Raw genomic sequence first — 24,163 nt, 5'->3', positions numbered from 1 at the left:
CGCCCGGATCGGTGCCGCGGGGGTCGTCCCCCGTGGGGCTGCAGGCAGCCAGGGGTGTCAGCGCGCGGCGGCGTCCCAGATCAGGACTTCGGCCGGGGTAGGGTTGTAGCCGTTGCACGGGTTGTTCAACTGCGGGCAGTTGGAAATCAGCACGATCACGTCCATTTCGGCGCGCAGTTCCACATACTTGCCCGCGGCGGAGATGCCGTCTTCGAAGCTCAGCCCGCCTTCCGGCGTGACCGGCACGTTCATGAAGAAGTTGATGTTGGCACCGATGTCGCCCTTGTCCAGACGACCGTCATGCAGGCAACCGCACAGGAAGTTGTCGCGGCAGGCGTGCATGTGCAGCTTGTCGAGCGCGTAGCGCACGGTGTTGCTCTCCTGCGCGCAGGCGCCACCCAGGGTGTCGTGGCGACCGCAGGTGTCGGCGACGATGGTCAGCAGCGGGTTGCCCAGGTTGGAGTACAGCACTGTGCCGGTACTCAGGTAGATGCTGGCCTGGCGGCGCAGGGTGCGCTGGGGGTCGTAGCGCTCGCGCGGGTTGGCTGCGCTGTAGAACAAGGTGTCGACGGCCTGGTTGCCCTCCAGATCGAGCAGACGGACGATCTGGCCGGCCTTGACTTCGCCCACCCAGGGCTCGCCGGCAGGGATCACGTGACGGGCGACGGCGGTTTCGGGCGCGAGTGCGCTGGCGGTGAGTGTGCTCATGGTGGCGGCCCTCACAGGTAGAGGTTTTCGGTGTTGATGAAGCCGCGCACGTTCTCCGGGCGCGAGGTCCGGCAGTGTTCGGCGATGGATGGGTCGGCCTGCATCCAGCTCAGGCGCACCGGCTTGGGCGCGTAGTCTGGCGACGGATCCATCGGATGCTGCAGGGCGGTCATCACCACCAGCGTGTCCATCGGGGCATACAGCTCGATATGGTCGCCGGGCTTGCTGTTGCCGGGCACGAAGTGCATGCCGCCCGCCGCATCCACGCTGACGCGGGAGAACAGGTTGAGCACCATCAGCAGGTCCTCCAGCCCCATGCCCCACTTGCCCAGCTCCACCAGCAGGTTGTCGGTGCCGTTGCGGTGGCAGGCGTTGCGCAGCCTCTGGTAGGGGCCGTCGCCGTACTTCGCGCGCACTTCGTCGGCATTCAACACGCCGCCCAGGCTGTCGCTCCAGCCCGTGGTGTCGGCAGTGATGGCCGCCAGCACGCGGCCCATGTCCGAATACAGGCAATGGCCACGGGTGAGCCTGGCGGTGTGCTGGCACTTGAGCGAGTCGGGCAGGTTCAGGCGTTCGGTTTTCTCGAAAGCGTTGAACAGCAGCATGCTGACGTTGGCGCCGCCCTCGATATCGGTGAGGCGCAGCAGCCGGCCGCGGCGCAGGATGAAGGAGCGGTGGCCGCCACCGGGCAGCACTTCCTCGTGCAGCGCAGGGTAGGGCAGCGGGGTGGCGTGGGGCGTGAGCGTGTTGGTCATGGGGAACTCGTCATGCGGTCTTGAGCGCGCCAGTCACATGGGCGGGCAGCGCGGCGACGGCCTCGCGGGTGGCGCGGCGGTCGAGGTTGAGGGGGAGGTCGTAGGTGATGCGGGCGCCGTAGGCGCCGGGTGCCTGCGGGTCGTTGCGCACCTTGTCGAACACCAGCAGGCGGGTGCCGAGGGTGAAGCCCTCGGACAGGTCATGGGTGACCATCAGCACGGTGAGCCCCGTCTCCTGCCAGAGCTCTAGCAGCAGCGCGTGCATGTCCTTGCGGATGCCGGGGTCGAGCGCCCCGAAGGGCTCGTCCAGCAGCAGCATGCGCGGCTTCATGATCAGCGCCTGGGCAATGGCCAGGCGCTGCTGCATGCCGCCGGACAGCTGGCTGGGGTACTTGTCGAGCGCGTGGTCGAGGCCGACGCGGCGCAGCAGCTGCGCGGCCTGCGTGCGCGCCTCGGCCTTGGCGCGGCCGAACAGGCGACCAAGCAAGGGGGCGCGCGGCAACTCCAGCCCGAGGGCGACGTTGTCGAGCACGCTCAGGTGCGGCAGGACCGAGTAGCGCTGGAAGACGATGCCGCGGCTGGGGTCGGGTTCGGCCACCAGGGGCTTGCCGTCGAGCAGGATCTGGCCCCTGTGCGGGCGCTCCTGGCCGAGCAGCATGCGCAGGAAGGTGGACTTGCCGCAGCCGGAGGCACCGACCAGGGCGCAGAACTCGCCCTGGCCGATGTCCAGGCGCAGATTTTCGAGCACCGTCTGGTCGCCATACTGCTGCCAGACATTGCGCACCTGGATGAAGCTCATGCTCGACCTCCTTCGTACCAGGGGAAGGCGACACGGGTCAGACGCTTGAGGCCGAGATCCATCAGCCAGGCGAGCAGCGTGATCCATGCCACGTAGGGCAGGATCACGTCCATGGCCAGGTAGCGGCGGACGAGGAAGATGCGGTAGCCGAGGCCGTCGGTGGAGGCGATCGCCTCGGCGGCGATCAGGAACAGCCAGGCAGAACCGAGCGCCAGCTGCAGCGCGATCAGCAGGCGCGGCAGCAACTGCGGTAGCACCACGCGCAGGATCAGCGTCCAGGTGTTGGCGCCCAGGGTCTGGGCCTTGATCAGCAGTTCGGCGGGGATCTCTCGCGCACGCTGTTCGAGGTCGCGGGCGATCACCGGGGTGATGCCGAGCACGATCAGCATTACCTTGGATAGCTCATCCAGGCCGAACACGATGAACAGCACCGGCAGGATGGCCAGCGGTGGAATCATAGACACCACGGTGAGCAGCGGCGACAGCGCGGCGCCGAACAGCGGCAGGCTGCCGGCGAGGATGCCCAGGCTGAGGCCGAGTGCCGCAGCAATGGCCAGCCCCATGGCGAGCCGCTTCAGGCTCGCGGCCGTGTCGTCCCACAGCAGGTAGCGGCCGCTGCGCGGATCCTCCTTGAAGGCCATGCGCTCGACGGCGTCGGCCATCTGCACCACGCTGGGCAGCAGCTTGTCCTGCGGGTTCTCGGCCAGGCGTGCGGCCGAGCCGGCGAGGTAGGCGACCAGCAGCAGGGCGAAGGGCAGCATCGCCAGGCTGATCCGCCAGCTGGGGCCGGGTTTTCGGTTGATCAGGCGCATCGGGGGCTCCGTGGCTCCAAGGCTAGGGGGCGGCCGCCGCCTGCGCCATGCAGCCGGGGCTGCAGGCGCGCGGGGCAAGCGTGCCGGGGCGGAAGCGTTAGTCGAGCTTGCCGTCGGCGGCCATCCGCATGTAGGTCGGGTCGAAGCGCAGCTTCACGTTGGCGGCGTTGCCGGTGGTGCCGCCGGGGAAGCTCATGCCCACTGCGTCGGCGCTGCGTGCGCCCTCGCCGAGCAGGCCGTGCTTGAAGCTGAACTCGGCGACCTTGGTCATGGTTGCCGGCAGCGCCGCGCTTTCGGTGAAGGCCAGCGCCTCGGCGGCGGAGTAGAACATGCGTGTGGCGGCGAGTTGGGCTTCATAGCCGGCGAGGTCGGTGCCCGCCGCTGCGGCCATATGGGTGCGCGCCGCCTCCCCGGCGGGGGTGTCGGCACTCATGACCGACATGACCTCGTACCAGGCGCCGGCCAATGCCTTGCCAAGAGCCGGGTTGTCGCCCAGGGTGCGGGTATTGACCACCATCAGATCGATGATCTCGCCGGGGATCTGGCTGGAGTCGAACACCTTGCTGACCTTGGGCATGGCGGTGACCTCGGCGAGCAACGGGTTCCAGGTCGCCACCGCCTGTACCCCCGAGGTGGCGAAGGCGGCTACCAGGTCGGCATCGGAGGTGTTGACCACCTTGATGTCGCGCTCGCTCAGCCCGACGGACTCGAGCCCGCGGGCGAGCAGGTAGTGAGAGACCGAGAGCTCGACCAGGTTGACCGGCAGGCCCTTCAGATCGGCCAGTGTCTTGCCCTCGCCCTTGAGCACGATGCCATCGTTGCCGTTGGAGAAGTCGCCGACGATCAGCGCGGTGGAGTCGACGCCGCCTGCGGCCGGGATCGTCAGCGCATCCATGTTGGTCATGGCGCAAGCGTCGAAGCCGCCCGCGGTGTACTGGTTGATCGACTCGATGTAGTCGTTGACCTGCACGACGTCGATCTTGATGCCGTACTTGTCCGCCCACTTGGCCATGATGCCGCTCGAGGCCGCGTATTCCCAGGGCATCCAGCCAGCGTAGATCGTCCAGCACACCTTGAAGCTGGATTTGGGCGCGGCCTGGGCGGGCGTGGCCACGGCGAGGGACAGCGTAAGCGCAGCCGCTGCGGCTGCTGCAAGGGTGCGGAACTGGGTCATGAGAACCTCCGTGCGGTTATCGGGTCGGGCGGGAGCGGCACATCACCGGTGACGGTGCGTTCTCCCGGGCTTTTATCCCGCCGTGTAACCTCGCCAGAGGTCGATGACTCTCGGACCAGCCACCCGCTCGCGCGGGCCGGAACCCTAGTCATCCATTCCAGATTGTGCTGTGCGACGTCCGTGCTTAGGCGCCGCTCCTGCATGGTCAACATAAAGCGAGGATCGTGCCAGCTCCCAATGACCTGTGTTTGCGGGGCGTTTCGTGGCTAACATCGGTCAAGATCAATACTGGCTGCACTGATTTGGTGCATCGTGCTCGAGCATGGTGCCGGCTGGCGTCTGCACCACGCCGGGATCTGCCCGCATCAAGGTGTACCTTGCGCATGCCGGGTGTCGCAGCCGGCAACTCGGCGAGTGCAGGGGGAGGAAAAAAGCGGCGCCCCGCAGGGCGCCGCTCGAAACAGGACCGGAGGAGAGCGGTCCCGCAGGTGAAGTGCTTGGCCTTGCGGCTCAACTGCGATAAGCGGACTCCCCGTGCGCCGTGATGTCCAGGCCCTCGCGCTCCTCTTCTTCGGGCACGCGCAGGCCGACCAGGATGTCCGCGATCTTGTAGGCGATGAAGGCGACCACTGCCGACCACACGATGGTGACGATCACGCTCCAGGTCTGGATCCACACCTGGGCGCCCATGGCGAAGTCCTCGCCGCCGGTGCCGCCCAGGGCGGGCGCAGCGAACACGCCGGTGAGAATCGCGCCGACGATGCCGCCCACGCCATGCACGCCAAACACGTCGAGGGCGTCATCGGCACCCAGCATGTGCTTGAGGCCATTGACGCCCCACAGGCAGATGAAGCCGGACAGCGTGCCGATCACGATCGCGCCCATCGGACCCACCGAGCCGCAGGCCGGGGTGATGGCGACCAGGCCGGCGACCGCGCCCGAGGCCGCGCCCAGCATCGAGGGCTTGCCCTTGAGCAGGGCCTCGGCCAGCGACCAGGCCAGCACCGCGGCGGCGGTGGCGAACAAGGTGTTGATGAAGGCGAGCGCCGCGCCCGAGGTGGCCTCGAGGTTGGAGCCGGCATTGAAGCCGAACCAGCCCACCCACAGCAGCGAAGCGCCGACCATCGTCAGCGTCAGGCTGTGCGGTGCCATCGATTCGCGACCGAAGCCGATGCGCTTGCCGACCATGTAGGCGCCCACCAGGCCAGCGATACCGGCGTTGATGTGCACCACCGTGCCGCCGGCAAAGTCGAGCGCACCGTCCTCCAGGAGGTAGCCGCCCGGACCCCACACCATGTGGCAGATCGGCAGGTAGCAGAAGGTGAACCAGATCACCGAGAAGATCAGCACCGCCGAGAACTTCATGCGCTCGGCGAAGGCGCCGACGACGAGTGCGCCGGTGATGCCGGCAAAGGTGGCCTGGAAGGCGATGAAAGCGAATTCGGGCAGCTTCACGTTGTCGGTGAAGGTGTCGGCGAGCGAGTCGATGGTGACGCCGGACAGGAAGGCCTTGTCGAGCGAGCCGATGAAGGGGGTGCCCTCGGTGAAGGCCAGGCTGTAGCCATAGACGGCGAACAGCAGTGCGTTGAGCGAGAACACGGTCATCACCTGCATCAGCACCGACAGCATGTTCTTTGCGCGCACCAGGCCGCCATAGAACAGCGCCAGGCCGGGCAGGGCCATCATCAGCACGAGAAGCGTCGCGGTCATGATCCAGGCGACATCGCCCTTGTGCACCTCGACGGCGGCTTCGGCCGCCTCCTGGGCGAGGGCGCCGCCGGAGACGGCGGGCAGGCCGACAAGAAGGCTTGCAGACAGCAGCGTATGGATTGTTTTCATTTTGGGTGTGCTCGCTTACAGGGCATCGGTACCGGTCTCGCCGGTGCGGATGCGGATGACCTGCTCGAGATCGAAGACAAAGATCTTGCCGTCGCCGATCTTGCCGGTGGCAGCGGACTTCTCGATGGCTTCCAGAGCCTGGTCGAGCACGTTGTCGTCGACTGCTGCCTCGACCTTCACCTTGGGCAGGAAGTCGACGACGTACTCGGCGCCACGGTAGAGCTCGGTATGGCCCTTCTGGCGGCCGAAACCCTTGACCTCGGTGACGGTGATGCCCTGCACGCCGATGGCCGACAGTGCTTCGCGGACTTCGTCGAGCTTGAAGGGCTTGATGATCGCGGTGATGAACTTCATGGTCTTCTCCGGTGCGCGGGCGGGGCGCCGTAGCGCCCCGCCCTGCGGTTTGCGAGCCGGCAGGCGACGCCTGCCGGGTGAGGCTTGCTGGCTGATGCTTACTTCGTCACGAACTCGGGGTAGGCTTCCTGACCGCACTCGGTGAGGTCGGTGCCTTCGTACTCTTCCTCGGCCGTGACGCGAATACCCATCACCGCCTTGAGCACGCTCCACACGATCAGGCTGCACACGAAGACCCACACGAAGATGGTCAGGGCACCGACGATCTGGCCGATGAAGCTGACATCGCCGTTGGTGACCGGCACCAGCAGCAGACCGAGCAGGCCGCAGCTGCCGTGCACCGAGATGGCACCGACGGGGTCGTCGATCTTGAGCTTGTCGAGGAAGGTGATCGACAGCACCACCAGCACGCCGCCTGCGGCGCCGAACAGGGTTGCCACCAGCGGGGTCGGGGTCGAAGGCTCGGCGGTGATCACCACCAGGCCGGCGAGCGCGCCGTTGAGCAGCATGGTCAAGTCACCCTTGCCGAACATCAGCTTGGAGACGATCAGTGCGGCTACCGCACCACCGGCTGCGGCAGTGTTGGTGTTGAGGAACACCATGGCCACCGAGTTGGCGTTGGCGATGTCGCCCAGCTTCAGCACCGAACCGCCGTTGAAGCCGAACCAGCCCATCCACAGGATGAAGGTGCCGAGCGTGGCCAGCGGCAGGTTGGCGCCGGGGATGGCGCGTACCTCGCCGTTGGGGCCGTACTTGCCCTTGCGGGCGCCGAGCAGCATCACACCGGCGAGCGCGGCAGCCGCACCGGCCATATGCACGATGCCCGAGCCGGCGAAGTCCGAGAAGCCGAGGTCGCCCAGGTTGTACAGGCCGAGGACGTCATTCTCGCCCCAGGTCCAGGAGCCTTCCATCGGGTAGATGAAGCCGGTCATGACGATCGCGAAGGCCAGGAAGGCCCACAGCTTCATGCGTTCGGCAACGGCGCCGGAGACGATCGACATCGCGGTGGCGACGAACACGACCTGGAAGAAGAAGTCGGAAGCGCCGGAGTAGATCGAGTCGCCGCCGAAGCCGTCCTCGCGTTCTGCGAAGGCCTGGAAGGCTTCATCGACGAGCTTGTCGCCACCGTCGATACCTGACAGGAAGATGCCGCCGCCATACATGATCGCGTAGCCGCAGATCAGGTACATGATGCAGGAGATGGCGAACAGGGCGACGTTCTTGGTGAGGATCTCGACGGTGTTCTTCGAGCGCACCAGGCCGGCCTCGAGCATCGAAAAACCCGCTGCCATCCACATCACGAGGGCGCCGCACACCAGGAAGTAGAAGGTGTCCATGGCGTACTGCAGCTCGAAGACGTGCTTGAGTACCTCTGATTCGCTGGCCACCGCGGGGCCGGCAAGGCTGGCGGTCGTGGCCACCAGCAGGGGGGTCAGGATTCGCTTCATTGCATGTTCTCCCTTAGAGCGCATCTGTGCCGGACTCGCCGGTGCGGATGCGAATGGCCTGTTCGAGATCGAAGACGAAGATCTTGCCGTCGCCGATCTTGCCGGTGGCGGCGGACTTCTCGATGGCTTCCAGCACCTGGTCGAGGATGTCGTCGGTAACCGCGACCTCGACCTTGACCTTGGGCAGGAAGTCGACGACGTACTCGGCGCCACGGTAGAGCTCGGTGTGGCCCTTCTGGCGGCCGAAGCCCTTGACCTCGGTGACCGTGATGCCTTGCACGCCGATGGCCGAGAGTGCTTCGCGCACTTCGTCGAGCTTGAACGGCTTGATGATGGCAGCGATGAGTTTCATGGGGCTTGCCTCTGTCATGGTTCTCGCAAACGGCCCGGAAGCGGGTGTCCGGGCCGCGAGGGATCAGAATTCCTTCGTGAAGGACAGCACGTAGCGGTCGCCGGCCGCGTTCTTGCCATTGCTGCCGAAGCAGTAGGGCTGACCAAGTGCGCAGCTGCCATTGGCGTCGGAGTCCGAATAGCTGAATGCAACGGTGCCGAAGCCGACGTCCTTGCTGATGCCCAGGCCCCAGTCGGTATAGGTCGCATCGCTGTTCTTGCGGATGCGCTGGTGGCCGACGTGCGCCGACAAGGTCCAGGTCGGGGCGACCTCGTACTCGGCGTTGAGCTCCAGATAGTTGCTGTTGCGGGTCTTCTCGCCATTCGTGCCCGTCCACCCGAACAGGTGCTTGGAGACGGCGTGCGAGTACTTCAGCTCGAGGAACTGCCAGCCCAGCGACAGGTAGACCTCGGTCGAGTCCGGCGACGGCGTGCCGGCGATCTTGTCGCCCGGGTAGTAGTACTGGATCACGCCGACGTCGTAAGACAAGGGGCCTGCTTCGCCCGCATAGCCGACGTAGAGGTCGAGCTCGAGGCTGTTGTTGGTCTTGGCGATGTCGTCGACCCAACCGACGTTCGAGCCCCAGGTGCCGATGTAGAGCCCGCTCTCGTGCGCGTAGTCGAAGCCGCCCTGCAGTGCAGGCTTGCCCTGCGACTGGGTGATGCCGCGGAAGACGTAGTCCGTGGTGATGGTCAGGTTGGCGCTGATGGGGCCGTCGCCGGCATGGGCGACGCCTGCGAAGGGCAGTGCGGCAAGAAGGGCGGTGGTGAGAAGGGACTTGCGCATGATGAACTCCTGAGCGGGTTTCGGGTTTTGACGCTGATCCCAAAGCACGGCGTGTGCCAGCAAACTGAAGTGATTGTTAAATATGAAGTTATCAGGATGATTGGGGGGGCGCAGCCGTTGTTTTGCTGCGCTGCCGCACGGATTCATGCACGAGAATGGCTCGGCATGCACCGACTTGGTGCGTCGAGCCGGGTCGTGACTGCCAGCTTCTGGTGCATCGCGGGCGGCGTGCTAGACTTCGCGCCATTCCTCACGTTTCAGGCAGGCCACCATGAGCACTCCCCGCATCCTTGACGAAATCGGCGCCAAGCTCTCCGAGCTCGCCGCCAACAGCCCGGTTCGCGACATCGAGAAGAACGCCAAGGCGCTCATCGGCAGCGCGTTCGGCAAGCTGGAACTGGTGACGCGGGAGGAGTTCGAGGTGCAGCGCGAGATGCTCGCCCACAGCCGCCAGAAGCTCGCCGAACTTGAACAGCGGGTGGCAGAGCTCGAGCGTCTGCTTGCCGCAGAGGCTGACCGCAGCGTTTGACCACACTCCGGATCGATCTGTCCGGAATAGTTTTTTGTCATTTTTTGCTTCTCCGCTAGACTGGCGCTCCGTCCAGTCCGGAGAACCGCATGTCCCTTGCGCTGGTGCGTAGTCGAGCGCTCGACGGCCTCGAAGCCCACGAGGTCATGGTCGAGGTGCACCTGGCCAACGGCCTGCCGGCATTCAACCTCGTCGGTCTGCCCGATACCGAGGTGCGCGAGGCGCGTGATCGTGTGCGCGCCGCGATCCAGACCTCGCAGTTCGAGTTCCCACAACGCCGGATCACCGTCAATCTCGCGCCTGCCGACCTGCCAAAGGAGGGCGGGCGCTTCGATCTCGCCATTGCCGTTGGCATCCTGGCCGCGTCCGGTCAGGTGGCTGATGGGAGCCTTGACGGCATCGAGTTCTGTGGCGAGCTGTCGCTGACCGGCGGCCTGCGCGGCGTGCGTGGCGTGCTGGCGGTGGCGCTGGCCGCAGCACGTGCGCGCCGTAAGCTGGTGCTGCCGGCCGACAATGCTGCCGAGGCCGTGCTTGCCCAGGATGCCTTCGTGCTGGGGGCCGCCAGCCTGCTTGAGGTGTGCGCTCACCTCAATGGCCATACCGTGCTGCAGCGTGCGGCATCACGGCCTCCCGAGACAGCGTTACGCGACGGCATGCCCGACCTCGCCGACGTGCGTGGTCAGTTGCAGGCGCGTCGCGCGCTTGAGGTGGCAGCAGCAGGTGCGCACTCGATCCTGCTTTTCGGCCCGCCCGGCACGGGCAAGTCGATGCTCGCTCAGCGTCTGCCGGGGCTGTTGCCGGTGATGACCGAGGCGGAGGCGGTCGAGAGCGCCGCGCTGTTCTCGCTCGAAGGGAGCTTCGATCCCGCGCGCTGGCGCCAGCGGCCCTTCAGGGCGCCCCACCACACCGCATCGGCTGCCGCGCTCGTTGGCGGCGGGGCGATGCCGCGGCCAGGCGAGATCTCGCTGGCAAACAACGGCGTGCTCTTCCTCGACGAGCTGCCGGAGTTCGATCGCCGTGTGCTCGAGGCTTTGCGCGAGCCGCTCGAGAGCGGCACGGTGACGGTGTCGCGTGCGCGCAAGCGCGCTGAGTTTCCGGCCCGCTTTCAGCTGGTGGCCGCGATGAATCCGTGCCCCTGCGGCTATGCCGGCCATCCGCATCGCGCCTGCGTGTGTACGCCTGAGCAGGTGGCGCGCTATCGCGCGCGCATCTCCGGCCCGCTGCTCGACCGCATCGACCTCAGCGTTGAAGTGCCGGCGATCGCGCACGATGAGCTTGCCAGCGCCAGCCCGGGGGAGGATTCGGCCGCGGTGCGCGCACGCGTGGCGACGGCGCGCTCGCGTCAGTTCGAACGCCAGGGCACGGTCAATGCCCGCCTCGAGCCGGGGCAGGTGGAGCGCTGGTGCACACCGGACGCCGCCGGGGCGGGCCTGCTCAAGCAGGCAATGAGCCGCCTCAACCTGTCCGCACGTGCCTATCACCGCATCCTGCGCGTCGCGCGCACGCTCGCCGACCTGGCTGGCCTGGCTCAGCCCGGATCCGCGCAGGTGGCCGAGGCCATCCAGTACCGGCGCAGCGTCGATGGGCGCTGATTGCGGGCGCCCGCCCCCGCACTGGGTTAAGCTGGTGTCCTTGTTCCCGAACCGACCTGGATGCCGTACGCGCACCGCCTCACACGGGCTGTGTGCCTCCTTCCCGCATCCGGCTGACTCCTTCCATGCCTGCCAACGCACTCTGGTTGCCCTGGCTGCTCGCGGCATTGTCCGCGATCGGCCCATTTTCGATCGACACCTACCTGCCTGCCTTTCCGCGGATCGGCGCCGATCTCGAGGCGACAGCGATCCAGGTTCAGCAGACCCTGAGCGCCTACATGCTGGGGCTGGCGGGCATGGTGCTGTGGCACGGTGCGCTGGCCGACCGCTATGGGCGCCGGCATGTGCTGCTCGTGCTGACCGCGGTGTTCGCCCTGGCCTCGATACTGTGTGCCGTCGCGCCCAGCATCGAGTGGCTGTGGCTGGGGCGCGTCCTGCAGGGCGTATGCGGCGGCGCTGGCGTTGTCGTGGGCCGTGCCGTGGTGCGCGATGTTCATGAGGGGGCACAGGCGCAACGTCTGATGGCGAGGGTGATGCTCATCTTCGCCCTTGCGCCGGCGATCGCGCCTTTGGTGGGCGCTGCCCTCCTTGCGCTCGCCGGCTGGCGCTCGATCTTCATCTTCCTGGCCGTGTTCGGTATCGCGCTCACGCTGGCGACCTGGCGCCTGCTGCCCGAGACCTTGCCGGTGGCGGAGCGCCAGTCGCTGCACCCGGCGCAACTGTTGCGCGGCTACCGGGCGGTCTTCGGCAGCCCGGCCTTCGTGCTGCTCGGCTTGACTGCCGCACTCAATTTCTGCGGCTTTTTCCTCTACGTCATGTCCGCGCCCGTGTTCATCCTCGAGCACCTTGGCCTGGGTACGACGGGGTTCATCTGGCTGTTCGGCCCCGCAGTGGGCGGGATGATGCTCGGCTCGCTGCTCTCGGAGCGCATGGCCGGGGTCTGGCGGCCGGGGCGCACCGTTGGGGCGGGGTTTGCCCTCATGTTCGTGGCCGTGCTGGCAAACCTGCTCGTGTCCGCGGGCTTGCCTGGGGCGGAGCGTTGGATCGTGCTTGCGGTCGGCCTCTATTGCTGCGGCATGTCGATTGCCACGCCGACACTGAACATCCTCGCCCTGGATCTGTTTCCGGCGCGTCGCGGCATGGCGTCGAGCTGCCAGAGCTTCATGCAGATCGGCATCAATGCGCTGCTGGCGGGCGTGGTGGCGCCATTGCTGTGGACGAGTACGCTCAGTCTTGCCACAGGCATGGCGCTGTTCGTGGGGCTCGGTGTGTCGTGCTGGCTGCTGTGGATGTGGCGGAGGCGCCAGGCGACGCTGTGAGTGCGGGCCGTGCGCTCAGCACTGCGCCCAGGGCAGGCCGTCGAAGCGCCAGCCATTGACCGAGTTGCGGTGGTGGTTGGCGTCGAGTTCGCCTTCGAAGCCATGGCTGACGTTGTAGACGGTGGTGAAGCCCGCCTGTTCGAGCGCCTCGCCCGCGACTTCTGAGCGATTGCCGGAGCGGCAGATGAGCAGGATCGGGCGGTGGCCGCCGTTGCCGGCGAGTTTCTTGACCTCGCCCACGAAGTTCGGATTCACCTCCCAGTCTGGGCCGTCGTTCCACGACACATGGATGGCGCCCACCGGATGGCCGACGAAGAGGTATTCGATCTCGCTGCGGACGTCGATGAGCAGTGCGTCCGGCCTGGACTGCAGCAGCGCATGGGCTTCCTTCGGCGTGATGTGTTGCATGTGCAGGGCTCCGGCTCCGTGGGTGAAGGATTATATTCTGAACAACGGATACGGGTCGCGGCGCATCCACGTCCTGCACTAGTCGCCGCCGAGATAGGCGCGACGTACGCGCGTGTCCTCGAGCAGGGACGGGCTGCGCCCGCTGAGGACGATGCGGCCGTTCTCCATCACGTGCCCCTGCGCGGCGAATTCGAGCGCGAGGCGGGCATTCTGCTCGACGAGCAGGATCCCCAGTCCGGCTGTCGACACCGAGTCCAGCGCCTCGAACACGGTGTCGACGATGCGTGGCGCCAGCCCCATTGAAGGCTCGTCGAGCAGCAGCAGGCGCGGGCGCGACATGAGTGCACGGGCGATGGCGAGCATCTGCTGCTCGCCGCCGGAGAGTGTGCCGGCGGTCTGGTGCAGGCGCTCGTGAATCCGCGGCAGCATGGTGAAGACCTTGTCGAGGTCGGCCTCGATGCCGTGGCGATCGTTACGCGCATAGGCGCCCAGGCGCAGGTTCTCGGCCACCGTCAGGCGCGCGAACAGCCCTCTCCCCTCGGGCACCAGGGCGATGCCGCGGCGCACGCGCGCGTGGGCTTCCAGCTTGTCTATGTCTTCGCCCGCAAAGCGCAGCCTCCCTGCAGCCAGCGGCGTGGCCCCGGCAATGGCGGCCAGGGTGGAACTCTTGCCCGCGCCATTGGCGCCGATCAGGCAGTGGCGATCGCCTTCGCAGATGGTGAATGAGACCCCTTTCACCGCCTCGATGCCGCCGTAGGCGACGGTCAGCGCGTCGACCTGCAGCAGCGTGCGGTCACCTTGCATGACTGCCTCCCAGGTAGGCGGCAATCACGACGGGGTCGTGCCGCACCGCTGCGGGTGTGCCTTGCGCGATCAGCCGACCGAAGTCGAGTACGGCAATGCGGTCGCACGCTGCCATGACCAGGCTCATGTCATGCTCGATCAGGACGATGGTGACGCCGTCGGCCCTGATGCGCTCGAGCAGGCGTTTCAGTACGCCCGTCTCGGTGGCGTTCATGCCCGCCGCGGGTTCATCGAGCGCGAGCAGGCGTGGCTGGCCGGCGAGCGCACGGGCGATCTCCAGCCGGCGTTGGTCGCCATAGGACAGCGTGCCGGCAGCGGCGTCGGCAAGGTGCGCGATGCCCACATAGTCGAGCCAGCGCAGGGCGCTGGCGCGGCAGGCCGCCTCCTCGGCACGCGCCGCGCGCGTCCCCGCCAGGGTGGCCCATAACCCGGTCCGCGCTCGGGCGTCGGCGGCGACCATGGCGTTCTCGAGCACGCTCAGCTCGCGGAACAGGCGGGTGTTCTGGAAGCTGCGGGCGATGCCGCAGCGTGCAACGGCATGCGGCGGGCCTGCAGGCAGGCGCTCGCCGCCAAGCGTGAAGTGGCCATTGTCGGCACGTTCACTGCCGGTGAGCAGGTTGAACAGGGTGGTCTTGCCGGCGCCGTTGGGGCCGATCAGCCCGAAGATCTCACCCTGTTCGACTTCGAACGAGATGTCGTCCAGCGCTTGCAGGCCGCCGTAGCGCTTGCTGACCTTGCACGCGTGCAGCAGGCTCATGCGCCGCGACTCCGCGGCGGGCGCGGGCAGGTCGCAAGGGGGCGGCATGCGCCGGGCTTGCCCGTGGTGGTGGTACGCATGGCGGTCGGCAAGAATGGAAGCGGCATCGAGGTGGCCAGCGTTCAGGGGCGTGGGGCGTGCGGATGCACGGGTCTGGCAGCGGCATTCTCTTGCGGTTGGCCCTGACTTCTCGCCCCCTGGGGCTTGTTGTAGAGTCGTGAATCGTAACCGGATGGTAAAAAGACTTTGCCGTCGTGACCAGCGTGAGCAGTCGCAGCGGCCCTTCGCCGCCCCATCGGGGCGAGCTACGCGCAAGCAAGGAATGCTTATGCTTGAAGTGGATGGGTTGGTCAAAGCCTTCGGCGGCTTTCGTGCCGTCGACGGCTGTACGATGAGGGTGAACGAGGGCGAGATCCTTGGGCTCATCGGCCCCAACGGCGCTGGCAAGACGACCCTGTTCAACCTCATCGCCGGCGCCTTGCAGCCCACGGCCGGCACGATCCGCTTCCTGGGCGAGGATGTCACTCCGCTGTCGACCGACGCGCTCTTCCACAAGGGCCTGGTGCGCACCTTCCAGATCCCGCACGAGTTCGGCCGTCTCACTGCGCGCGAGAACCTGATGATGGTGCCGCCCGCGCAACCGGGGGAGGATCTGTTCGCCAACTGGCTGTCCTGGGGCAAGGTGCAGCGCGTCGAGGAGGCCGTGCGCCGCAAGGCAGACGAGACGCTCGCCTTCCTCGAACTCAGCCACGTCGCCGACGAGCGTGCGGGCAACCTGTCCGGCGGCCAGAAGAAGCTGCTCGAGCTGGGGCGCACGATGATGACCGACGCCAAATTGGTGCTGCTCGACGAGCCTGCTGCGGGCGTCAATCGCACCCTGCTGCGCAAGCTCGAGGAGAAGATCCTCATCCTCAACCGCGACTGGGGTTACACCTTCATCCTCATCGAGCACGACATGGAGATGATCGAGAAGCTGTGCCAGCCGGTGGTGTGCATGGCCGAAGGCAAGGTGCTGATCCAGGGCGACTTCCATACCGTGCGCTCGGACGCCCGCGTGCTCGAGGCCTATCTCGGCGAGACGCCCTCGGCCATCGAGCGCAATGAGTTCGAGCACGACCCCAAGGTCGAGCAGCTGCGCGAGCAGGAACTCCACAAGGAGGACCTGTGATGCCCTTGCTCGACATGAAGGACGTGCGTGGCGGCTATGGCGACGCCGACATCCTGCAGGGCGTGTCGATCACGGTGGCCGAGCGCGAGATCGTCGTCATCGTCGGCCCCAACGGGGCCGGTAAATCTACCGCCATGAAGGCCGTCTTCGGGCTGCTCAACGTGCGTGGCGGGGCGATCGTGTTCGACGGCGAGGACATCACCGGCTGGGCGCCCAACCGCATCGTGCAGCGCGGGGTGTGCTACGTGCCGCAGGTGGACAACGTGTTCCGCGAGATGACGGTGCACGAGAACTTCGAAATGGGTGCCTTCCTGCGCGGCGGCGACCTCTCGGCCGCCTACGACCGCGTCTATGGCCTCTTCCCCGACCTCAAGGCCAAACGCAGGAACCTGGCGGGGGATCTCTCCGGCGGCCAGCGCCAGATGGTGGCGATGGGCCGCGCGCTGATGCTCGACCCCAAGCTGCTGCTGCTCGACGAGCCCACTGCCGGCCTTTCGCCCAAATACATGGAGCAGATCTTCCAGATCACCCGCGACGTACGCGACGCCGGCGTGTCCATCCTGCTGGTCGAGCAGCACGCCAAGCAGGCGCTGGCCTTCTGCGACCGCGGCTACGTGCTGGCAACCGGCGCCAACCGCCACGAGGGCACGGGCCAGGCCCTGCTCGCCGATCGTGAAGTGGCCGAGATGTTCCTCGGCGGCTGACAGGACGAATCATGCCCCTGCTCGATTTCCTCAACTTCTACCTGGTGCCGGGCATCGTCCTCGGCTCCATCTACGCGGTCGGCGCCATCGGCATCACGCTGGTGTTCGGCATCCTGCGCTTCGCCCACTTCGCCCATGGCGACATGGCCACGCTGGGCGCCTTCATCGCGCTCGCCCTCGTCGCCGGTGGCATGGACCCATGGACGGCGCTGCCGGTGGCGATGGCGGCGACCGCGGTCGTGGCCATCGGCGTGGACAAGGCCTTCTACGACTACCTCAAGGCGCGGCCCAAGATCGTTACCGTGATGGCCTCGCTGGGCGTGGCGCTGATGCTGCGCTCGGTGGTGCAGGTGGTGTGGGGCGTGGATCCCAAGACCTACGCCACCGGCATCGTACGACCGGATTCCTACTTCGGCATCCTGCTGCGTCCGCGTGAGCTCTACACCCTGGCCTCGGTGGTGCTGATCGTGGTCGGCCTCGCGCTCTTCCTGCGTCACTCCAAGTGGGGCAAGGCGATGCGAGCGATGTCCGACAACCCCGATCTGGCCCGTCTGTCCGGGGTGGACAACCGCAAGGTGACGATGCTGACCTGGGCCATCGTTGGCGCGCTGTGCGCGGCCTCGGGCTTCATGCTCGGCATCAACACCGAACTGCACTCGATGATGGGCTGGCAGCTGCTGCTGCCGATGTTCGCCGCCGCCATCGTCGGCGGGGTGGGGCGGGTCGAGGGCGCGGTGCTCGGAGGCCTGGTGGTGGGCATCGCCGAGGAGCTGTCGATCTTCATCCTGCCGGCGCAGTACAAGGCGGCAACCGCCTTTGCGCTGCTGTTGCTCATCCTGCTCGTCCGCCCGCGCGGCCTGCTCAACGGCAAGGTGCTCTGATGGATCTGCTCGGTCTCGCCAACTACGCGGTCTTCATGGCCATCCTCATCGGCATCTACGCCCTGCTCGCGCTCGGGCTCAACATCCAGTGGGGCTTCACCGGTCTGTTCAATGCCGGCATCGCCGGTTTCTTCGCCATCGGTGCCTACACTTCGGCCATCCTCACCAGCCTGCCGGCAGCGCACCGCCTGGGCGGCTTCGAGCTGCCGATGGTGCTGGGCTGGGTGGCAGCGATGCTTGTCGCCGCCGCCATCGCCTGGCCGATCGGCAAGATCTGCCTGCGCTTCCGCTCCGACTATCTGGCGATTGCCACCATCGGCATCGCCGAGATCATCCGCCTGGTGATCCGTACCGAAGGTTGGCTCACCGGCGGCGTGCGCGGCATCACCGGAATCCCGCGGCCCTTCGGCGAGCTGCCCTACATGCAGTCGCAGCTGGCCTTCCTGGCGATCGTTGTGGTGCTGGTGCTGCTTGCCTACATGCTCGTCGAGCGCCAGGTTAATGCGCCCTGGGGCCGCATGATGCGGGCCATCCGCGACAACGAGAACGCCGCCGCTGCCATGGGCAAGCGGGTGGCGGACCGCCGCCTGCAGGCCTTCGTCTTCGGTTCGGCGCTGATGGGCCTGGCGGGCGCGTTGTTCGTGCATTTCAATCGCTCGATCACGCCCGAGGCGATCGACCCGATGATTGCCACCTTCCTGATCTGGATCATGCTCATCCTCGGCGGCTCCGGGAACAACCGCGGCGCCATCCTTGGCGCGGCGGCGATCTGGATCATCTGGTCGGTGTCCGAACTGCTCACCGACCGTCTGCCCACCGAGGTAGCGATCCAGGCCAAGTACGCACGCGTGTTCATCATCGGCCTGACGCTGCAGCTGGTGCTGCGTTTCCGGCCGGAGGGCATCCTGCCCGAGCGCCAGGCTGGCGCTGCATCGTCCCGACGATGAAGCCCGCCCGGCCCTGGTGCCTGACCGCTTTGCTGTGACCCCTTCCCTGACCGGGGCCGCGCTGCGCCCCATTCAGACAACCCGTGCCCCCGGCACATTCTGGAGGTGACCCTAGTGAACAAGAAGACGCTCGCAACCCTCGTCGGCTCGCTGCTCGGTGCGGCCGTGCTGGCAAGCCCCGCGCACGCGCAGAACGTCAAGATCGGCCTGCTCGGCGGCATCTCGGGCCCGATCGCGGCAATGGCGCCGTCCATGCTCGACGCCTCGCGCCTGGCCATCGCCCAGGTCAACGAACAGGGCGGCATCCTCAACGGCGGCAAGCTCGATGTCGTGGTCGGCGACAGCGCCTGCAACCCGCAGAACGCCACCGACGCCGCCACCAAGGCGGTCAACATCGACCGCGTCATCGCCACCGTCGGTCCGCACTGCTCGGGCGCGGTGCTGGCCGCGGCCAACTCGGTCACGGTGCCGGCAGGCGTGCTGATGGTGACGCCTTCGGGGACCTCGCCCGAGATCACCAAGATCAACGACAAGGACCTCGTCTATCGCACCGTGCCGTCCGACGACTACCAGGGCCGCGCACTCGCGCGCACCCTCAAGGCGCGCGGCATCGACAAGGTGGCGGTGGCCTACCTCAACAACGACTACGGCAAGGGCCTGGCCGAGTCCTTCAAGGCCGAGTACGAAGCCAATGGCGGCACCATCGCCGGCTACTCCGGGCATGAGGACGGCAAGGCTTCCTACCGCTCCGACCTCGCCCAGCTCGCCCGCGGCGGTGCCGACACCCTGGTCATCTTCGACTACGGCGATGGCACCGGCCTCACCATCCTGCGCCAGGCCCTGGAGAACAACTTCTTCAAGACCTTCATCGGTGCCGACGGCATGAAGTCCGAGGCCGTCATCCGTTCGCTCGGCGAGCAGAACCTGGGCGGCTTCTTCGCCTCGGCGCCGGTGGGCGAGGCCTCGGCCTCGCTCGATGCCTTCCGCGCCGCGTTCTCGGCCGCCGGTGGCAACCCCGACGCGATCTTCACCACCACCTCGTACGACGCCGCCTTCCTGGTTGCGCTCGCGATCGAGAAGGCCGGTGGCGACAAGGCCAAGCTCGCCGAGTCGCTGCGCGCCGTGGCGTCGGCGCCGGGCGAGCCGATCATGGCCGGCGAGTGGGCCAAGGCCAAGCAGCTGATCGCCGAAGGCAAGGACATCGACTACAAGGGCGCCGCCGGCGACCACGAATTCGATGCCGCCGGCGACGTGCCGGGCAACTACGCCTTCTTCAAGGTCAGCGGCAGCACCTACGAGGCGATCGCCGACATGAAGTAAGCCAGCATCCGTCGAAGGATGTGCGAAGGCCGGCCGGGGTAACCCGGGCCGGCCTTCTTGTTGGGCTGTCGGTGTCGATCGATCGCTGGTCCGGCTCAGTGATTGAGGATCTGGCCGAGGAAGGTTTTGGTGCGCTCGTTCTGCGGGTTGGAGAAGAAAGTCTCGGGCGGCGCCTGTTCGATGATCTCGCCGCGGTCCATGAAGATGACGCGGTCGGCCACGGTGCGCGCGAAGCCCATCTCATGCGTCACGCACAGCATGGTCATGCCGCTGTCGGCGAGCTGGATCATGGTGTCGAGCACCTCCTTCACCATCTCCGGGTCGAGCGCGGAGGTGGGTTCGTCGAACAGCATGATCTTGGGCTTCATGCACAGCGCGCGCGCGATCGCGACCCGCTGCTGCTGGCCGCCGGAGAGCTGGCCGGGGTACTTGCCGGCCTGCTCGGGGATGCGAACGCGCTCGAGGTAGTGCATCGCCACCTCTTCGGCTTCGCGCTTGGGCATGTTGCGCACCCACATCGGCGCCAGTGTGCAGTTCTGCAGCACGGTGAGGTGCGGGAACAGGTTGAAGTGCTGGAACACCATGCCCACCTCACGGCGGATGGCCTCGATGTGCTTGAGGTCCGAGGTCAGCTCGACGCCGTCGACGACGATGCGGCCCTTCTGATGTTCCTCCAGGCGGTTGATGCAGCGGATGGTGGTCGACTTGCCCGAGCCGGACGGCCCGCACAGCACGATGCGCTCGCCCTGCCTGACGGCGAGGTCGATGTCCTTGAGGACGTGGAATTCGCCGTACCACTTGTTCACGCCCTCCATGCGGATCATGATGTCCTCGCCGGGGGTGCGCGTGTTCGTCTTTTCGGTCATGACGGGGCGGTCCTATCGTTTGTGTCCGGTATGCAGGCGTCGTTCAAGATGCATCGAATAGCGCGACATGCCGAAGCAGAAGATCCAGTACACCGCAGCGGCGAAGACGTAGCCCTCGGTGGAGAAGCCCAGCCAGGCGGGGTCGACCGTGGCCTGATGGATGCTGTTGAAGAGGTCGAACAGGCCGATGATGATGACCAGGCTGGTGTCCTTGAAGAGCGCGATGAAGGTGTTGACGATGCCCGGAATCACCAGCTTCAGCGCCTGCGGCAGGATCACCAGCCCCATCAGCCGCCAGTAGCCGAGGCCGAGCGCCCGGCCGGCCTCGTACTGGCCCTTCGGGATGGCCTGCAGGCCGCCGCGCACCACTTCGGCGATGTAGGCGGCCTCGAACAGCGTTACCGCGATGAGTGCGCGCAGCAGCTTGTCGATGCTGACCTGCTCGGGCAGGAACAAGGGCAGCATCACCGAGGACATGAACAGCACGGTGATGAGCGGCACGCCGCGCCAGAACTCGATGAAGGTGACACAGATCACCCGGATTGCCGGCATCTCCGAGCGCCGGCCGAGCGCGAGCAGGATTCCGATCGGCATTGCCCCGGCGATGCCGACCACCGCGATCACCAGGGTCAGCATCAGCCCGCCCCACTGGCTGGTCTCGACGACGTCGAGCCCGGGCCCGCCGTAGAGCAGCCAGAACGCCAGCCAGGGGTAGACGAGCAGGTAGCCCACTCCGTACACCCACTTCTTCGGCATCGCGCGGAAGAACAGTGGGGCGGCACCGACGATGGCGAGGATCACCGTGAGGTCGACCCGCCAGCGCAGCTCCGCCGGGTAGAAGCCATACATGAACTGGCTGAAGCGACTCTGGATGAACACCCAGCACGCGCCGCCGGCGCTGCAGTCGCTGCGGCTGGAACCGCTCCAGGTCGCGTCGAACAAGGCCCAGTTCAGCACTGGCGGCACCATCAGCCACAGCAGCCAGGCCGACACGAGCGTGAGCAGGGTGTTGAAGGGGCTGGAGAACAGGTTGGCACGCAACCAGCCGATGGCGCCGACCGACATCGCTGGCGGTGGCAGGCTGGGCTTGAAGTGGTGTGTGGTGCTCATCGGCGTGTCGCTCCCTCAGCGTTCGACCAGCGCGATGCGCTTGTTGTAGATGTTCATCAGGATCGAGATCGCAAGGCTGATTGCGAGATAGACGGACATCGTGATGGCGATGGTCTCGATTGCCTGTCCGGTCTGGTTGAGCGCGGTGCCGGCGAACACCGAGACGAGGTCGGGGTAGCCGATCGCAGCGGCCAGAGACGAGTTCTTGACCAGGTTGAGGTACTGGCTGGTGAGCGGCGGGATGATCACCCGCATCGCCTGCGGCAGGATGACGAGGCGCAGCGTCGGCCCCGGACGCAGTCCCAGCGAGCGCGCGGCCTCGGTCTGGCCGTGACTGACGGCCTGGATGCCGGAGCGCACGATTTCGGCGATGAAGGCGGCGGTGTAGATCGAAAGTGCCACACTGAGCGCCACGAGCTCGGGGATCACCACCCAGCCGCCACGGAAGTTGAAGCCGGTCAGCGCTGGCACGCTCCAATGCAGCGGTGTTCCGGCAAGGCCGATGGCGGCCGCGGGCACGACGACCAGCAGCGCGATGCAGGCCGCGGGCAGCGGGAAGGCCTGGCCCGTTGCTTCCCGCCTGGCCTTGGCCCAGCGTGCCAGCACGACGCAGGCGAGGATGGCAAGCGCCAGCGCGGTGACGAAGGCCCAGAACCCATCGGCTGCGCTCGGCGAAGGCAGATAGAGCCCACGGATGTTGAGGAAGATCGCGTCGCCGACCGCATGGCTGTCGCGTGGCGGTGGCATGGCTCGCAACACCGCGAAATACCAGAAGAAGATCTGCAGCAATGGCGGGATGTTGCGGAAGATCTCGATGTAGATGGCAGCCAGCCGGCTGATCAGCCAGTTGGGTGACAGACGCGCGATGCCGACGATGAAACCGATCATCGTGGCCAGTACGATGCCGAGCACGGCGACGAGCAGGGTGTTGAGCAGGCCGACGAGGAAGACGCGGCCGTAGGTGTCGCTCTCGGTGTAGGGGATGAGGGCCTGCAGGATGCCGAAGCCGGCCGAGCGATCGAGGAAGTCGAAGCCCGAGGTGATGCCGCGCTGGGCCAGGTTGGTCTGGGTATTGTCGAACAGGTACCAGCCGATCGCGATCACCGTTGCAATCGCGAGGACCTGGAACACCAGGCCCCGGACCTTGGGGTCGTTGAGCATGGAGGCCCGCGGCGGCGGGCTGCTTGCCGGAGTATGCATGCGACGCTCGGTTGGTGAAGGTTGGGCTGCAGTCGAGGCCCGGGCGCCGCTGCCGCGGCGTCCGGGTCATGAGGCATCAGCTGAGGCGTTCAGCGTACCGGCGGTGCGTACTGGAGGCCGCCGGCGTTCCACAGCGCGTTCTGGCCGCGTGCGATCTTGAGCTCGCTGCCCATGCCGACGTTGCGCTCGAACATCTCGCCGTAGTTGCCGACCTGCTTGACCATGTTGACCACCCAGTCCTTCGAGACCTTCAGGTCCTTGCCGTAGTCACCGTCGGCGCCGAGCAGGCGACGGACGTCGGGGTTGGTCGAGCTGGCGGCTTCCTTTTCGACGTTGGCAGAGGAGATGCCTGCCTCTTCGGCGTTGAGCAGGGCGAACAGCGTCCAGCGCACGATGTTGAACCACTCGTCGTCACCCTGGCGGACCAGCGGCCCGAGCGGCTCCTTGGAGATCACCTCGGGCAGCACCACGTAGTCTTCCGGGTTGGCGAGCTTGATGCGCTGGGCGTAGAGCTGGGACTGGTCGGAGGTCAGCACGTCGCAGCGGCCGGCCTCGAGCGCGACGATGGTCTCGTCGGACTTGTCGTAGGTGATCGGGGTGTATTTCATGCCGCTGCTGCGGAAGTAGTCGGCGAGGTTGAGCTCGGTCGTGGTGCCGGCCTGGATGCACACCGCAGCGCCGTCGAGTTCCTTGGCACTCTTGACGCCGAGTTTCTTGTTCACCAGAAAACCCTGGCCGTCGTAGTAGGTGACACCGGCGAAATGCAGGCCCATCCCGGAATCCCGCGAGCTGGTCCAGGTGGTGTTGCGCGACAGTACGTCGACCTCGCCGGACTGCAGGGCCGTGAAGCGTTCCTTGGCAGTCAGCGGGGTGAAGCGCACCTTGCTGGCATCGCCGAACACGGCTGCGGCGACGGCACGGCAGACGTCCACGTCGATGCCCTTGTAGTTGCCCTGCGCGTCGGTGAAGGAAAAACCGGGAAGACCGTCGCTGACACCGCACTGGACGTAGCCTTTCTTCATGACTGCGTCGAGCGTGGTGCCGGCGCTGGCATGAGAGGACAGGCCGAGCGTCGTTGCGGCGAGGATGGAAAGAGCTGCAGTTCTTACAGGCTTCATCAAACACCTCCTGAAGGGATGGGGTACCGACTGAGCAAGGACACTCCCGGCCGCCTTGGGCGTGTTGATTCCGGGGGGTGTTTCAAAGTATTTCGCGTGCAGTCGGGCTTCCGCAAGATGGCTAGGGAAACTACGGATACAGGCCAGGACTGGGCCGCGTGACGTCCTTTGCAGGAATTGTGCCGAATCTTGTGCAATGCAATAAGTCTTTGATATGGCGTTGATATTACGATTGGGAATGTCGTGCCTGGAGCTCTTGAGCCCCTTCGTGGCGCATGGACAGGGTTCGCCGCACCATTGCTGGGCACGTCTCACGGCGGCCCGCAGGTCAGCGCTACGCTTCGGGTCGCACGTGCACGCAGTGCGGTGCAAAA

At 66.5% G+C, this 24,163-nt stretch carries 25 protein-coding genes and 1 riboswitch; of the genes, 8 read left to right on the top strand and 17 right to left on the bottom strand.

Annotated elements, in window-relative coordinates:
* Window positions 1-57: 57 nt before the first annotated feature.
* The 10 genes from P7F68_RS06495 to P7F68_RS06450 all read right to left on the bottom strand — a co-directional run bounded on the left by P7F68_RS06495 (window position 58) and on the right by P7F68_RS06450 (window position 9,066).
* Window positions 58-708 carry an urea amidolyase associated protein UAAP2 gene (locus P7F68_RS06495; protein ID WP_277831670.1) on the bottom strand — a complete coding sequence of 217 codons (651 nt, stop codon included), beginning with the start codon at window positions 706-708 and terminating at the stop codon, window positions 58-60.
* 11 nt (window positions 709-719) lie between these two features.
* Complete coding sequence (locus tag P7F68_RS06490) at window positions 720-1,463, bottom strand: urea amidolyase associated protein UAAP1 (protein WP_002937961.1); 744 nt, start codon at window positions 1,461-1,463, stop codon at window positions 720-722.
* A gap of 10 nt (window positions 1,464-1,473) precedes the next feature.
* A complete protein-coding gene (locus tag P7F68_RS06485) occupies window positions 1,474-2,262 on the bottom strand; it encodes an ABC transporter ATP-binding protein (RefSeq protein ID WP_277831666.1) in 789 nt (262 codons plus the stop codon).
* Entirely contained in the window at window positions 2,259-3,074 is an 816-nt protein-coding gene (locus P7F68_RS06480) for an ABC transporter permease (protein ID WP_277831664.1), read from the bottom strand. Before P7F68_RS06480 ends, P7F68_RS06485 begins: the two co-directional genes overlap by 4 nt.
* Before the next feature lie 97 nt (window positions 3,075-3,171).
* Entirely contained in the window at window positions 3,172-4,248 is a 1,077-nt protein-coding gene (locus tag P7F68_RS06475; RefSeq protein WP_277831662.1) for a putative urea ABC transporter substrate-binding protein, read from the bottom strand.
* 59 nt (window positions 4,249-4,307) lie between these two features.
* A riboswitch (guanidine-I (ykkC/yxkD leader) is annotated at window positions 4,308-4,407 on the bottom strand.
* A 351-nt stretch (window positions 4,408-4,758) separates the two neighbouring features.
* Window positions 4,759-5,985 carry an ammonium transporter gene (locus P7F68_RS06470; protein WP_277831834.1) on the bottom strand — a complete coding sequence of 409 codons (1,227 nt, stop codon included), beginning with the start codon at window positions 5,983-5,985 and terminating at the stop codon, window positions 4,759-4,761.
* A gap of 117 nt (window positions 5,986-6,102) precedes the next feature.
* Window positions 6,103-6,441 carry a P-II family nitrogen regulator gene (glnK, locus tag P7F68_RS06465; protein WP_002928757.1) on the bottom strand — a complete coding sequence of 113 codons (339 nt, stop codon included), beginning with the start codon at window positions 6,439-6,441 and terminating at the stop codon, window positions 6,103-6,105.
* Window positions 6,442-6,539: 98 nt separating this feature from the next.
* Window positions 6,540-7,889 (bottom strand): ammonium transporter, encoded by a 1,350-nt coding sequence (locus P7F68_RS06460; RefSeq protein ID WP_002928761.1) that lies wholly within the window; start codon window positions 7,887-7,889, stop codon window positions 6,540-6,542.
* 13 nt (window positions 7,890-7,902) lie between these two features.
* Window positions 7,903-8,241, bottom strand: a complete 339-nt coding sequence (gene glnK, locus P7F68_RS06455) for a P-II family nitrogen regulator (RefSeq protein ID WP_002928762.1) — start codon at window positions 8,239-8,241, stop codon at window positions 7,903-7,905.
* A 63-nt stretch (window positions 8,242-8,304) separates the two neighbouring features.
* Window positions 8,305-9,066, bottom strand: coding sequence for a TorF family putative porin (locus P7F68_RS06450; protein WP_002928768.1), 762 nt, complete (start codon window positions 9,064-9,066; stop codon window positions 8,305-8,307).
* 271 nt (window positions 9,067-9,337) lie between these two features.
* Between P7F68_RS06450 and P7F68_RS06445 the strand changes: the two genes are divergently transcribed.
* From P7F68_RS06445 to P7F68_RS06435, 3 genes are all read left to right on the top strand, one after another.
* The gene (locus tag P7F68_RS06445) at window positions 9,338-9,595 is read left to right on the top strand and encodes an accessory factor UbiK family protein (RefSeq protein WP_002928770.1); all 258 of its coding nucleotides are present in this window, start codon (window positions 9,338-9,340) and stop codon (window positions 9,593-9,595) included.
* 89 nt (window positions 9,596-9,684) lie between these two features.
* Complete coding sequence (locus P7F68_RS06440) at window positions 9,685-11,187, top strand: YifB family Mg chelatase-like AAA ATPase (protein ID WP_277831656.1); 1,503 nt, start codon at window positions 9,685-9,687, stop codon at window positions 11,185-11,187.
* Between the two features lie 125 nt (window positions 11,188-11,312).
* Window positions 11,313-12,506 (top strand): multidrug effflux MFS transporter, encoded by a 1,194-nt coding sequence (locus P7F68_RS06435; protein WP_277831654.1) that lies wholly within the window; start codon window positions 11,313-11,315, stop codon window positions 12,504-12,506.
* A gap of 15 nt (window positions 12,507-12,521) precedes the next feature.
* Here the strand turns inward: P7F68_RS06435 and P7F68_RS06430 are convergent, their stop codons facing one another.
* The 3 genes from P7F68_RS06430 to P7F68_RS06420 form a co-directional block, all read right to left on the bottom strand.
* Window positions 12,522-12,914, bottom strand: coding sequence for a rhodanese-like domain-containing protein (locus P7F68_RS06430; protein WP_002928773.1), 393 nt, complete (start codon window positions 12,912-12,914; stop codon window positions 12,522-12,524).
* Window positions 12,915-12,992: 78 nt separating this feature from the next.
* Entirely contained in the window at window positions 12,993-13,718 is a 726-nt protein-coding gene (locus tag P7F68_RS06425; RefSeq protein ID WP_277831652.1) for an ABC transporter ATP-binding protein, read from the bottom strand.
* Window positions 13,708-14,475, bottom strand: a complete 768-nt coding sequence (locus tag P7F68_RS06420) for an ABC transporter ATP-binding protein (protein ID WP_002928775.1) — start codon at window positions 14,473-14,475, stop codon at window positions 13,708-13,710. Before P7F68_RS06420 ends, P7F68_RS06425 begins: the two co-directional genes overlap by 11 nt.
* A 322-nt stretch (window positions 14,476-14,797) precedes the next feature.
* On the opposite strand from P7F68_RS06420, the gene P7F68_RS06415 reads away from it, so the two are divergent.
* The 5 genes from P7F68_RS06415 to P7F68_RS06395 all read left to right on the top strand — a co-directional run bounded on the left by P7F68_RS06415 (window position 14,798) and on the right by P7F68_RS06395 (window position 19,495).
* On the top strand, window positions 14,798-15,643 hold the full coding sequence (locus P7F68_RS06415) for an ABC transporter ATP-binding protein (protein ID WP_232431560.1): 846 nt from the start codon (window positions 14,798-14,800) through the stop codon (window positions 15,641-15,643).
* Entirely contained in the window at window positions 15,643-16,347 is a 705-nt protein-coding gene (locus P7F68_RS06410) for an ABC transporter ATP-binding protein (protein ID WP_002928777.1), read from the top strand. Before P7F68_RS06415 ends, P7F68_RS06410 begins: the two co-directional genes overlap by 1 nt.
* 11 nt (window positions 16,348-16,358) lie before the next feature.
* A complete protein-coding gene (locus P7F68_RS06405; protein WP_002937940.1) occupies window positions 16,359-17,228 on the top strand; it encodes a branched-chain amino acid ABC transporter permease in 870 nt (289 codons plus the stop codon).
* Window positions 17,228-18,175 carry a branched-chain amino acid ABC transporter permease gene (locus P7F68_RS06400; RefSeq protein WP_002937937.1) on the top strand — a complete coding sequence of 316 codons (948 nt, stop codon included), beginning with the start codon at window positions 17,228-17,230 and terminating at the stop codon, window positions 18,173-18,175. Before P7F68_RS06405 ends, P7F68_RS06400 begins: the two co-directional genes overlap by 1 nt.
* A 114-nt stretch (window positions 18,176-18,289) precedes the next feature.
* Window positions 18,290-19,495, top strand: a complete 1,206-nt coding sequence (locus P7F68_RS06395; protein ID WP_002928780.1) for an ABC transporter substrate-binding protein — start codon at window positions 18,290-18,292, stop codon at window positions 19,493-19,495.
* 95 nt (window positions 19,496-19,590) lie between these two features.
* Here the strand turns inward: P7F68_RS06395 and P7F68_RS06390 are convergent, their stop codons facing one another.
* The 4 genes from P7F68_RS06390 to P7F68_RS06375 all read right to left on the bottom strand — a co-directional run bounded on the left by P7F68_RS06390 (window position 19,591) and on the right by P7F68_RS06375 (window position 23,789).
* A complete protein-coding gene (locus tag P7F68_RS06390; RefSeq protein WP_002928783.1) occupies window positions 19,591-20,319 on the bottom strand; it encodes an amino acid ABC transporter ATP-binding protein in 729 nt (242 codons plus the stop codon).
* 54 nt (window positions 20,320-20,373) lie between these two features.
* Complete coding sequence (locus P7F68_RS06385; protein ID WP_270068616.1) at window positions 20,374-21,471, bottom strand: amino acid ABC transporter permease; 1,098 nt, start codon at window positions 21,469-21,471, stop codon at window positions 20,374-20,376.
* A 15-nt stretch (window positions 21,472-21,486) separates the two neighbouring features.
* Complete coding sequence (locus P7F68_RS06380; protein ID WP_270068615.1) at window positions 21,487-22,671, bottom strand: amino acid ABC transporter permease; 1,185 nt, start codon at window positions 22,669-22,671, stop codon at window positions 21,487-21,489.
* Window positions 22,672-22,760: 89 nt separating this feature from the next.
* A complete protein-coding gene (locus P7F68_RS06375) occupies window positions 22,761-23,789 on the bottom strand; it encodes an amino acid ABC transporter substrate-binding protein (protein ID WP_002928790.1) in 1,029 nt (342 codons plus the stop codon).
* Window positions 23,790-24,163: the final 374 nt, after the last annotated feature.

Origin of the sequence: Thauera mechernichensis (assembly GCF_029588855.1) — a bacterium.
GTDB lineage: Bacteria > Pseudomonadota > Gammaproteobacteria > Burkholderiales > Rhodocyclaceae > Thauera > Thauera mechernichensis.
The sequence above is the reverse complement of the archived record's forward strand: the minus strand, read 5'-3'. Positions and strand labels throughout refer to the sequence as shown.

Excerpts from the sequence above, each read along its gene's own strand:
- P7F68_RS06495 (WP_277831670.1), bottom strand. The coding sequence starts at position 708 with ATGAGCACACTCACCGCCAGCGCACTCGCGCCCGAAACCGCCGTCGCC.
- P7F68_RS06490 (WP_002937961.1), bottom strand. The coding sequence starts at position 1,463 with ATGACCAACACGCTCACGCCCCACGCCACCCCGCTGCCCTACCCTGCG.
- P7F68_RS06485 (WP_277831666.1), bottom strand. The coding sequence starts at position 2,262 with ATGAGCTTCATCCAGGTGCGCAATGTCTGGCAGCAGTATGGCGACCAG.
- P7F68_RS06480 (WP_277831664.1), bottom strand. The coding sequence starts at position 3,074 with ATGCGCCTGATCAACCGAAAACCCGGCCCCAGCTGGCGGATCAGCCTG.
- P7F68_RS06475 (WP_277831662.1), bottom strand. The coding sequence starts at position 4,248 with ATGACCCAGTTCCGCACCCTTGCAGCAGCCGCAGCGGCTGCGCTTACG.
- glnK (WP_002928757.1), bottom strand. The coding sequence starts at position 6,441 with ATGAAGTTCATCACCGCGATCATCAAGCCCTTCAAGCTCGACGAAGTC.
- P7F68_RS06460 (WP_002928761.1), bottom strand. The coding sequence starts at position 7,889 with ATGAAGCGAATCCTGACCCCCCTGCTGGTGGCCACGACCGCCAGCCTT.
- glnK (WP_002928762.1), bottom strand. The coding sequence starts at position 8,241 with ATGAAACTCATCGCTGCCATCATCAAGCCGTTCAAGCTCGACGAAGTG.
- P7F68_RS06450 (WP_002928768.1), bottom strand. The coding sequence starts at position 9,066 with ATGCGCAAGTCCCTTCTCACCACCGCCCTTCTTGCCGCACTGCCCTTC.
- P7F68_RS06445 (WP_002928770.1), top strand. The coding sequence starts at position 9,338 with ATGAGCACTCCCCGCATCCTTGACGAAATCGGCGCCAAGCTCTCCGAG.
- P7F68_RS06440 (WP_277831656.1), top strand. The coding sequence starts at position 9,685 with ATGTCCCTTGCGCTGGTGCGTAGTCGAGCGCTCGACGGCCTCGAAGCC.
- P7F68_RS06435 (WP_277831654.1), top strand. The coding sequence starts at position 11,313 with ATGCCTGCCAACGCACTCTGGTTGCCCTGGCTGCTCGCGGCATTGTCC.
- P7F68_RS06430 (WP_002928773.1), bottom strand. The coding sequence starts at position 12,914 with ATGCAACACATCACGCCGAAGGAAGCCCATGCGCTGCTGCAGTCCAGG.
- P7F68_RS06425 (WP_277831652.1), bottom strand. The coding sequence starts at position 13,718 with ATGCAAGGTGACCGCACGCTGCTGCAGGTCGACGCGCTGACCGTCGCC.
- P7F68_RS06420 (WP_002928775.1), bottom strand. The coding sequence starts at position 14,475 with ATGAGCCTGCTGCACGCGTGCAAGGTCAGCAAGCGCTACGGCGGCCTG.
- P7F68_RS06415 (WP_232431560.1), top strand. The coding sequence starts at position 14,798 with ATGCTTATGCTTGAAGTGGATGGGTTGGTCAAAGCCTTCGGCGGCTTT.
- P7F68_RS06410 (WP_002928777.1), top strand. The coding sequence starts at position 15,643 with ATGCCCTTGCTCGACATGAAGGACGTGCGTGGCGGCTATGGCGACGCC.
- P7F68_RS06405 (WP_002937940.1), top strand. The coding sequence starts at position 16,359 with ATGCCCCTGCTCGATTTCCTCAACTTCTACCTGGTGCCGGGCATCGTC.
- P7F68_RS06400 (WP_002937937.1), top strand. The coding sequence starts at position 17,228 with ATGGATCTGCTCGGTCTCGCCAACTACGCGGTCTTCATGGCCATCCTC.
- P7F68_RS06390 (WP_002928783.1), bottom strand. The coding sequence starts at position 20,319 with ATGATCCGCATGGAGGGCGTGAACAAGTGGTACGGCGAATTCCACGTC.
- P7F68_RS06385 (WP_270068616.1), bottom strand. The coding sequence starts at position 21,471 with ATGAGCACCACACACCACTTCAAGCCCAGCCTGCCACCGCCAGCGATG.
- P7F68_RS06380 (WP_270068615.1), bottom strand. The coding sequence starts at position 22,671 with ATGCATACTCCGGCAAGCAGCCCGCCGCCGCGGGCCTCCATGCTCAAC.
- P7F68_RS06375 (WP_002928790.1), bottom strand. The coding sequence starts at position 23,789 with ATGAAGCCTGTAAGAACTGCAGCTCTTTCCATCCTCGCCGCAACGACG.